The organism is Enterobacter cloacae complex sp. IR5384 (genome assembly GCF_049237265.1).
Classification (GTDB): domain Bacteria; phylum Pseudomonadota; class Gammaproteobacteria; order Enterobacterales; family Enterobacteriaceae; genus Enterobacter; species Enterobacter cloacae.
Genome location: NZ_JBMKHJ010000065.1, coordinates 1 through 8,983 on the forward strand (window position 1 = coordinate 1; position 8,983 = coordinate 8,983).

Below are 8,983 nucleotides of genomic sequence, written 5' to 3' on the forward strand. Positions count from 1 at the left end.
CGAACTGCAGGATAAATTTGTCTGCTGGTATCCGGGTTTTCAAAGTGACGGGAAGGGACCAGCGATGGCAGCATAGCTCACGCTGCCCCAATATTTTTTATGCTCTCCTATATCGGCTAAAGCACTCCGGTAGCTTGATTCACCCCACGGCCACGGCAGGATCTTGGCCGTCGCAAGCGCCAGGGGAAAATCTTCAGCTGCAAGCCTGAGTGATTTCATGTGCGTGTAATCCATCGCCCAGATGATTTTTGTGAAGAAGAACTCGCGCTCGTTCATGTCCGGGCGCGCGTCCTGGCCCTCCGTGCCAACGGCCAGCAAGTAATCGGCCTGAATTGGCAGTATCAGCGCGCGTAGTAAGTCATGGATCGCCGGTTGCGGCAGTCTGCGCGCCAGATTAATTACCCGGTCGAACTTCAGTTTATCCTGCTTGCGCTTGTCGGTCTGCTCCATCAGATTTCATGGCCCCCTTCTTCATGCTCATGCTCATGGGTGTGTTCTTTTCCGGTATGGCTCTGTTCCGCCTGAGACGTCTGCGGCATGGCGTAATCGTCGTAAATGCTGCTGTCAAAGTCGTAGTCTGATGCTTCGGCATAATGCTCGTAATCGGCATACTCCTGCGCGCTCCACTGCTGATCGTCGGCAGCAGCATAATCATGGGCCAGTTCTGCATCATTTTGCTGTGCTTCATGACGCCGCAGGCCAACGGAATCATCCATAGGGTTCTGCTTAAGATGAAAGGCGTCCTCTGCGTTGCTCACCGGCTGATAATCAGTGCCGGTTGTCATGTTATGTTCATCGGGTTTCTGGTTAAACGCCATGCTTTCCCCCGTGGCTTCTGGCAGACCTTTTTCAGCTGATCGGGTTTCTAAACTGGTATCGCGGCCAATATCCTTAAACCTGGCCTCAAGCCCAAAGAAACGGTCAATTTCTGCGGCCGTGGTTTTCGGGCTGTCGCGGCTCACGCTCGATGCCAAAGATTTTTTATCGTCGGTAAAAATTTCCACCTCATGACGCGCACGCGAAATACCAACATAAAAAACGTCCTTAGAAGTGGTAAGCGATTTGGTATCTATGTTGAACAACACGCGATCACAGGTAAGCCCCTGGGATTTGTGGACGGTGGTTGCATAAGCATAGGAAAGATAAGAAGCCTGTTTTTTGTCCAGCTCAACCGTGCGCCCTTTTTTGTCCTCAAGCGTCAGTTTTTCACCCTCCACGGTTTTCACCGTGAAGCGGTCGCCGTTGGCAACGTCCAGCGTTTTATCGTTACGCGTTACCATGACCTTATCGCCCGGCGCCAGTTCGGCGCTGACTGCCTGGTATACAGACAGCTTGGTGTGTGTACGCGGGCTGAAAGCGATCTGCTCACCGCTGCTGCTTTCAACCGTCAATTTGTTGCCCGGCCCGGTATCAAGAACCTGGTAAGACTCGCCCCGCTTCATACCATTTTTGTAATCCTGTTCGGGGATAATGATTTGCCCTTTACTGAAATAACGGCTGTCGCGGCGTTCCGCCTGTGTCGAATCCACGCGGTCAAGTAGCGTGAACGTTTCGCCGGTTCCGGCAAGCCCCAGATTGCCCCGGATGTAGTCATTGAGGGTTTTGCGTGAGGCGTTCGTACCAGAGATTATCAGGGTGGCATCCTGTTGTTCTGAGGACAGAGACAGGTAGCGATCGGCAAGTTGAGCGAGTCGGGGCGCTTCTTCCTTCAGTTCGTTCACGCCGGTGATATTTTTCAGGGCGCGCGCGGCATTACCTTCAGCGGCATACTTAACCGCCTCAAGCAAAACTTCATTCTTCTGTCGCTGAATGTCTTTCATGTAGCTGGTCTGCATACCTGCTTTAATCAGCTGCTCAAAAGGCTTACCGGCTTCTACCGCTTTCGTCTGTGACGTATCCCCCAGGAATACCGCGCGAGCGTTATGCTTCTCGATCACCTCCATCAGCTGTTTCATCTGCCGGGCGGGTATAACCCCGGCTTCATCAATGAATACGACTGATTTTTCATCCAGCTTTTTATCCTTCGCTTTGAGGAAGGCGGCAACGGTGCGGGCCGGTAATCCATCATCTTCAAGCGCTTTTTTCTGTGTCCCATAGGGGGCCAGCGCCGTGACCTTCAGCCCTTGTGACTCCAGCAGCTCTTTAGCGGCCATCGTCATATAGCTTTTACCGGTACCGGCGTAACCATGTGCGGCCACAAAACGATCTTTGCTCGTCACAATTTCTGTAACTGCGCGCATCTGCTCATTCTTGAGGGTTTTCCCGGCGAGCAGCTGGCCTGCAATCTCTGCGGTCAGCTGTCGCGGCATCTGCCCCCGGCCGCGTGATTCGATAGTCAGAATGGAACGCTCAAGGCGAATACCCTCCACGGTAGTGACGCGGTGGCTGGTCTTTTTAAGCCTGCCGTTTTTAATACCATCATCTACCGCAAAACGGGCTTTATCCGCACGCATCCCGCTATTCGTCAGCGAGTCGATCCACTCTTTGCGCGTCAGAGTTTCGGCCATAACTGAAGCACCGACCTTCAGCGTTGATTGATACCGGGCTTCGCCCTCGATGATGGCGCCCTTCTGTACCGCCTTCAGGTACGCTTTTTCAACATCGGCCATTGTGGCATGGCCCAGCACCTGCTTATTAGCGATCTGAATCAGCTTCTGGCGTTCAAAGCTGGCATCGCGCTCTGACAGCGACTTAACTGCAAACTGGATAGCCCGGTCAGCTTTAACCTCAGGGCTGGTAAAATCCGGGGCCATGTTGCGCGCAATATCAGCCTCCAGAGGTTTACCGTGTCCCTGCCATTCACGGTTATCAAAATCAATGCCTAGCGTTTTGGCGCGGCTGGCCCATTCCTGGTGAATTTCTTCACGGGAATGCTCTGTTTTCTTTTCACGCGTCGCCATCGAGACGCGGCTTTTCGTCTGAGCATCGGCGGTTTCCCGCGTCAGGCCCATTGCAGCGAGTCCCTTTTCAATTTGCTCCGACCGGCGGGAAAAAGCGCGAATCTGTTCGTCTGAAAAATGGGCCATATCGAACGTGTTATTTTTGCTGTTGTAACGCAGCTCATAACCGGCTTTGGTCAACTCCAGCGCCAGCTCCTGTTTGTAAACATCGCCCAGGTGCATTTTGTTACGCATCAGCTCATCATTTTTGAGCGCGCGCCACTGGCCGTCCTCGCGCTGGGTCATGTTCATGACAAAAGCGTGGGTGTGCAAATCAGGATCTAGCGCCCTGGACGTTTCGTGGCGAAAAGTAGCGACGACAAGGTTATTGGTATTCTGGGTTACTGATTTCCCCTGGCGAGTCGTCCGGGCCTGCGCGAGTTTTTCAGCTTCACGCACAGCAGCGGCAACAGCTTTTTCATGAGCCTCGATAATGGTTTTATCGCCGTGTATCAGCGCCTGCATGGATACCCCTTTAGGCGCTGAAAACGTCAGGTCGTAGCCCAGACGCTCTTTTTTGGCATCACCCACGTGTCGCTGCATATGCGTGAAGGTATCTATCTCTCCGACAAGCAGCTCTTTAAACCGGGCTGATTCAACGTCCCCGGATAAGCCGAGGGCTTCAGCTCCGGTTCCCTGCCAGGACGTGAATGATGAATCCTTACTGTAGTAATCATCCTTTGCATCAGAGTAGTAGCCCACAACGCTAGTGACGTTCTGGCGGGTAATCGTGGTTATATCAAGCATCAGATCTCCCTCAGTTCAATGCCAGGAACAGGGTTTTTGCGATGGTATTTAACGTGTTTAGCCTTGAACTTAGCGACGGGCATATCACCAGGCAACGCCAGATAGCCGGTGAGGTTTGGCAACATTGATATTTCGGTAGGCGTTACGGCACGAACAACTTTAACGTCGCGGCGTTTACGGACAATCCAGGGCTTCTGAGGATCGGATTCTTTACGCTCAACTTCGCCTTCTATCTCACCGAGTGAGCGCGACATTTGATCCAACGTTTCATCACCGAGACGGCTGCCGCCCAGCACGATGTTAGAACGCATGTTAGCCAGAATTGTCTGAGCCATATCCCGACCATAAACCTTAACCAGCTGAGAATAGGTTTGATAGCCAGCATAAACACACAGACCGCTTTTACGCCCTTTGGTCAGTGCATCGTTGAGGTTTGGCAGAAACTGGAGTGATTCCAGCTCGTCAATAAATACATTAATGCGGCTTTCTTTTTCACCCATACCCAGCACGATAGAAAAAATCGAATCCAGCCAGCAGGAAATTAGCGGATTAAGTGACCTTTTCATTTCTTCCTGCCAGGTGATAAACAGGGTTCCCGGCTTTCCATCATCAAGCCAGTCACGCAGGGAAAAATTACCTTCCGGCATTTTCAAATGTGGGGCAAGATTCTTACTGAGAACAAATCGCGCGCTTCCAACTGCTTTTTCAGACCCGGAAAAAATAGCTTCGGCAGGCGTCCCCATTAAAAATTCTTTTAATTTTTTCTGGTCAACGTTACAGGCCCAGTGAATAACTTCTTCCATAGTTACTGTGCTATATAGGCTGTGAAGTTTTTTCGAAACTTCACTAAAAATAAGACGGCCATAGCCGAACCATTCTTCAGTAGCCATATCAGGGCTTTCCTGAACAATAGAGTTCACTAAGCGCTCGTAATCATATGAACGGCGAATTTCATTGAAAAACACCCAGCCTTCAGTGCGTTTATCATAGGCGTTTAAAATAACATCGCCGGGACGATAGAAATTCTTTAAGAAGCCCCCATTTGGATCTAAAGCAATATTTTTGCCGCCTCTAATGATGCTCTTAAATAACAGTTCATTGAAAATTGTGGTTTTACCAGTACCGGTTGTACCGGCAATCGAAAAATGCAAGTTCTCAGCGTATGTAGGTATGGGGATATTAGCCACGGTTAACTGGTTGACACCTCTTTCGCGTGTTTTATCAGCGAGTGTTCTGGCGCGAACAAGCTCTGTACCACGATAAATCTTTTTGAATCTTTCGCCTTTAAACACGCGTGATTTATCATAAATGATAAAAGCGATCAGACCGCCAACACCAATAAACCAGCCAGCAATTAAAGCTGACCATAAAGGCCATAGCGAAAAAGTATTCTTAACCAGATACGGAATCAGGTATTTAGCCGTGGATGGATCAATACCGTAGGTAAATTTTGCAACTAGAAACCATACCATCACTGGAGGCAAAGTAATTGCAAATAAAAATGCTAAGCCTCTTTCTCTATCGTCCATTTCAGCGCTCCTTTTTTGGTTCCCAGACTTTGTAGCCGTTACGTTCAACCTCTGCTTTTGCCGCTTTGGTTTTGCCCGGTTCTGCTATCGAGCGCAGGAGGATTAGCGTTTCAATAGCGAGTGATTCATGCAACATCATCTGTCCTGCCGGTGGGAATTTTACGCCAGATAGCGTTTCGGTTATTGCCTTCAGCTCATCGCGCAGTGGGCCAAAATCCGCATCTGAAGCACGGTCAAAAAGATAATCCAGTTTGCGATTTACGTCGCTCAGCCGGTCGGCAACTATTTTCAACCCGGACTCCCGATCACCTGGGCCAGCTTCAATGCAGCGCCGCAGATAATCTGACCGATTACCTCCTGAAACCAGGTCTATATAGGCCAAAAGTTCATCTGATACTTTTGCGGTTATTATTGGCATTCAGTCCTCACATTGTGCATTTTTTAAACAAAAAATTGGGATCTAACAAGCTGAAATCTTAGTATTACCAAAGTAATAAAGCAAACTCATTATAAAACAATGAGTTATTGGGTGTTTTTAATACCTAATTATTACCGAATATTGTTGCTATTTATTTTTTTATCTTTTAAATCAGTATGATAGCGTGATTTATCGCGCTGCGTTAGGTGTATAGCAGGTTAAGGGATAAAAAATCATCTTTTTTGGTAGGGGCGATCTACGTAGGTTAAGGACTAACTGGCTAAAAAGCGTTCAATATTCCGTATTCATGCTTGCATGAATACCAGTACAACAAAAGTACATCAAAATTACATCAAAATTACATCACTTGAAGGTTGACAGTACAACAAAATTACATCATTCTTTGGTCATGAGGTAGCCAGTACAACAAAAGTACATCAAAAGTACATCAAAATTACATCAAAATTACATCATTCTAAATGAGGGTACTATGAAGCCCAAAAGTATCAGGGCGGCACTTCAGTTGATGTTGCCGGAAATAGAAGAAATGCTGTCACTGGGAGTTTCCAGGGAGGAAATTTATAAGGCAGTTTCTGAACGCTTCGGCCTGGAAGGTGTGAACGTTCGTAGCTTTGATACGTCCCTATATAGAGCGCGGCAAATCCGGAAAAATGGAATGCACAATACACATGAAAGGATGCCGAACAATGATGATAGTGTATTGCACAATACACAAAAAGGAGGTAGCGAGAAAGGTGCAGAGGAAAGTGTATTGCACAATACACAAACGCCGCCTGAGCCTGAACCGCAAGGAAGTGAAAAAAAAGAAAGTCCCGGCATTATTGATAAAGAGTTCTTCAATAAAATCAGTGAAGATTTCGACCCTAAGATGTTCAATAAAAAATTCTGAGGTGATTTATGAAAGTAGCGGTAATTAATTACAGTGGCAGCGTTGGTAAAACCTTAATTTCATCCTACCTGTTAGCCCCGCGTCTGACTGGAGCAAAATTCTATGCGGTTGAAACTATCAACCAGTCTGCTTCCGATCTGGGGATTGAGAATGTTTCCATTTTTAAAGGTGATGACTTTTCACGGTTGATTGAAGATATTGTTTTTGAAGATGCCGGGATTATTGATATTGGTGCGTCAAACGTAGAAGCGTTCCTGATGGCAATGTCCCGCTTTGACAGTGGCGCGAATGAATTTGATAAGTATGTAATCCCGGTTACGCCTGATAATAAGGCCATTGATGAAAGCCTGAAAACAGCACATACGTTAAGTAAGGCAGGTGTAAGCAGCGATAAAATCATCTTTGTTCCAAACCGCATTAGTCCAGATAGTGAAGTAGAGGATGTACTGGCGCCGGTATTTGAATTTGTCAAACGAACGAAAGTTGGCAAAATCAGCAAGAAATCTGTTATTTATAACAGTGAAGTTTTCGAATATCTCGCGTATCACCGTATCTCATTCGAAGCATTGACCGCTGAAGATCCAGAAGAATTTAAAGCCCGCGCTAAACAAACAACGGATGCTGACGAGCGCAAAAAACTGGCCCGCCGTTATACCTACATGAAACAGGCAATTCCTGTTAAAGCTAATCTCGATAAAGCATATGCGGCTTTAATGGGAGAATAAAATGGAAAAGCAGCCAGATAAATTTGAAGTTCTGATGGATTGGTTTTTAGGTGACGCGAAGGAAATCACCGCAAGTCAGAAAGAAATGACTGAGATACTTTCTGCGCTTTCGGAAAAGCTGGCAAAAGACACCGAAAGTTTAGGAGAGACGGCAGACTCTCTTAAACGGACTTTAGTAGAAAACCAGCGTTCAATTAGCCTGGCAATTAGTGATGATGCTAAGGCGCGTGAGGAATTTCTGACGAAGTTCCGCCGCGCGCAGGCGTCCAGAGCTGAGACGTTAACCCGTCAGATCCTTTTTATTACAGCTGGCTGCACTATTGTGGGCGCCGCCGTGGGTGCCGCGATAGCCATAATTCTACTGAGATAATGTAAACCGGGCATGTCCCGGTTTTTTTTCAAGCGAAGCGCGGAGGCCGCAGGCCGGAGGCATTAGTGGCCGCCGCCCGAAGGGGCGAGACGCGTAGCGGCTCGATGCGCAGCACGGCAGAACGGCCCCGCAGGGGTAATGCCCGGTTTAATTCAACGTGACAGTCACGTGGAGGAAAAATATGAATGACCGACAGCGTGAACAAGCCCGTATTCGCCAGGCCCGGCGCCGCGCGCGACTCAAAGAGGAAGGCGCTAGCGTGACAGTCACGCTAACAAAACAGGAAGAAGCAATGTTACAGGAGCTTTGCCGGGTTCGTCGTCCAGGACGAACAGCCTATTCCACGAATGAGTTTTTCCAACTGCTGCTGATCCGAAACTGGCAACAGTGGCAGGAGCAAAAGGCGCAGCTGGGGAAATGCCAGGCTTGCGGAAAGCTGAAAGCGGAGGGAGGTTGCGGCGGCGAACGGCAGAGCGAAACCTTTAACTGCTGGCTAGCCGTCGAAGCAAACGAGCTTAATGTGTAGTGTATTGTGCTATACAGAAATTGCCAAAAGCAGCGCGGAGTAATAACTGAAACGGCCGCGCAGCGGAAAGAAAAAAGCCCGGTCAATCCGGGTTTTTTTCTTTCGGCGGCTCAGTAATCGTCTAGATCTCCGCAGCCCAGCGGGCAACAATTACGCTCAATACCGTGGCTGCAATAATCGTTTTCCCGATCCTGCCGGATTTCTTCCGCGATCTCGTCTTGGGTCAGATAGTCAAATTCACGCCGCGCTACCGCGATCAGTTCTTCCCGATACTCGGCCGGAACGCCAGCAAGATAGCCGTCAATAACCGCGCTCAGGCGGCGCTGATACAGTTCATAAATCAGGCCGCAGCGGGGCTGCTGTTCGCGCGCAAAACTCTCACACTGGCGACGAAAATCTTCAAGAGTCTGCTCAAGGGTTTGTGTGGTCATGTCGTTTGTCCTCGATCTTTCTGTTAAAGACCCGGCTTGGCCGGGTCGTCAGTGCTATTTAGTTTGTTGCAGCAGCTGGTCTAATTTTGCCGCCAGTGCATACGTCGATGTGAAAGCGCCTTGCAGGCGCTGATTAGGCAGCTGGTTGAACGCTTCGAGGCAGGCGCGCAGCAATAATTCTTTCTGAGATTCGACTTCTTTTTTCAGCTGGGAAGGGGTGGTAACAGTGGTCATGCTTACTCCTTAGTGATCCGATACCGGCAATTTTTCGGGTGGCGGTATTGCCTCCCGATGATTTAATTATCGGTGATTACGCCTTTAAAGTCAATACAAGTACGGAATTTATTTACATGTTTTTATGCCCGTCAGGGCATGGAAGGCGACCGCG

The 8,983-nt window shown here is 48.7% G+C and carries 9 protein-coding genes and 1 pseudogene; 4 read left to right on the forward strand and 6 right to left on the reverse strand.

All coding sequences use genetic code 11. The annotated features are described in order from the left end of the window. Window positions 1–99 precede the first annotated feature (99 nt). The 4 genes and pseudogenes from ACOTX3_RS25330 to ACOTX3_RS25345 form a co-directional block, all read right to left on the reverse strand. Window positions 100–450 (reverse strand): annotated as a pseudogene (locus tag ACOTX3_RS25330) (DUF6710 family protein); the annotation flags it as partial. Then, a complete protein-coding gene (mobF, locus tag ACOTX3_RS25335; RefSeq protein WP_012561166.1) occupies window positions 450–3,686 on the reverse strand; it encodes a MobF family relaxase in 3,237 nt (1,078 codons plus the stop codon). The pseudogene ACOTX3_RS25330 and the gene mobF, both read right to left, overlap by 1 nt. Further along, window positions 3,686–5,215 (reverse strand): type IV secretion system DNA-binding domain-containing protein, encoded by a 1,530-nt coding sequence (locus ACOTX3_RS25340; RefSeq protein ID WP_000342688.1) that lies wholly within the window; start codon window positions 5,213–5,215, stop codon window positions 3,686–3,688. The genes mobF and ACOTX3_RS25340 overlap by 1 nt, the downstream gene beginning before the upstream one ends. Before the next feature lies 1 nt (window position 5,216). Beyond that, a complete protein-coding gene (locus ACOTX3_RS25345) occupies window positions 5,217–5,633 on the reverse strand; it encodes a hypothetical protein (RefSeq protein ID WP_001749975.1) in 417 nt (138 codons plus the stop codon). A 490-nt stretch (window positions 5,634–6,123) separates the two neighbouring features. Between ACOTX3_RS25345 and stbA the strand changes: the two genes are divergently transcribed. The 4 genes from stbA (at window position 6,124) to ACOTX3_RS25365 (ending at window position 8,164) form a co-directional block, all read left to right on the forward strand. Further along, entirely contained in the window at window positions 6,124–6,543 is a 420-nt protein-coding gene (stbA, locus tag ACOTX3_RS25350) for a plasmid stabilization protein StbA (protein ID WP_001749974.1), read from the forward strand. Window positions 6,544–6,551: 8 nt separating this feature from the next. Beyond that, window positions 6,552–7,268 (forward strand): StbB family protein, encoded by a 717-nt coding sequence (stbB, locus tag ACOTX3_RS25355; protein ID WP_001749973.1) that lies wholly within the window; start codon window positions 6,552–6,554, stop codon window positions 7,266–7,268. A gap of 1 nt (window position 7,269) precedes the next feature. Continuing rightward, window positions 7,270–7,638, forward strand: coding sequence for a plasmid stabilization protein StbC (gene stbC, locus ACOTX3_RS25360; protein ID WP_000414913.1), 369 nt, complete (start codon window positions 7,270–7,272; stop codon window positions 7,636–7,638). A gap of 181 nt (window positions 7,639–7,819) precedes the next feature. Next, window positions 7,820–8,164 (forward strand): hypothetical protein, encoded by a 345-nt coding sequence (locus ACOTX3_RS25365; protein ID WP_000999874.1) that lies wholly within the window; start codon window positions 7,820–7,822, stop codon window positions 8,162–8,164. A 110-nt stretch (window positions 8,165–8,274) separates the two neighbouring features. Here ACOTX3_RS25365 and ccgAII read toward each other — a convergent pair whose 3' ends face one another. Then, the gene (gene ccgAII / locus ACOTX3_RS25370) at window positions 8,275–8,595 is read right to left on the reverse strand and encodes a protein CcgAII (RefSeq protein ID WP_001749971.1); all 321 of its coding nucleotides are present in this window, start codon (window positions 8,593–8,595) and stop codon (window positions 8,275–8,277) included. 54 nt (window positions 8,596–8,649) lie between these two features. Then, window positions 8,650–8,829 carry a protein CcgAI gene (gene ccgAI / locus ACOTX3_RS25375; protein ID WP_000214483.1) on the reverse strand — a complete coding sequence of 60 codons (180 nt, stop codon included), beginning with the start codon at window positions 8,827–8,829 and terminating at the stop codon, window positions 8,650–8,652. Between the last annotated feature and the right edge of the window lie 154 nt (window positions 8,830–8,983).

What these genes read in the sequence shown, in the direction of transcription:
- mobF (WP_012561166.1), bottom strand. Translation starts at nt 3,686, where the DNA reads ATGCTTGATATAACCACGATTACCCGCCAGAACGTCACTAGCGTTGTG.
- ACOTX3_RS25340 (WP_000342688.1), bottom strand. Translation starts at nt 5,215, where the DNA reads ATGGACGATAGAGAAAGAGGCTTAGCATTTTTATTTGCAATTACTTTG.
- ACOTX3_RS25345 (WP_001749975.1), bottom strand. Translation starts at nt 5,633, where the DNA reads ATGCCAATAATAACCGCAAAAGTATCAGATGAACTTTTGGCCTATATA.
- stbA (WP_001749974.1), top strand. Translation starts at nt 6,124, where the DNA reads ATGAAGCCCAAAAGTATCAGGGCGGCACTTCAGTTGATGTTGCCGGAA.
- stbB (WP_001749973.1), top strand. Translation starts at nt 6,552, where the DNA reads ATGAAAGTAGCGGTAATTAATTACAGTGGCAGCGTTGGTAAAACCTTA.
- stbC (WP_000414913.1), top strand. Translation starts at nt 7,270, where the DNA reads ATGGAAAAGCAGCCAGATAAATTTGAAGTTCTGATGGATTGGTTTTTA.
- ACOTX3_RS25365 (WP_000999874.1), top strand. Translation starts at nt 7,820, where the DNA reads ATGAATGACCGACAGCGTGAACAAGCCCGTATTCGCCAGGCCCGGCGC.
- ccgAII (WP_001749971.1), bottom strand. Translation starts at nt 8,595, where the DNA reads ATGACCACACAAACCCTTGAGCAGACTCTTGAAGATTTTCGTCGCCAG.
- ccgAI (WP_000214483.1), bottom strand. Translation starts at nt 8,829, where the DNA reads ATGACCACTGTTACCACCCCTTCCCAGCTGAAAAAAGAAGTCGAATCT.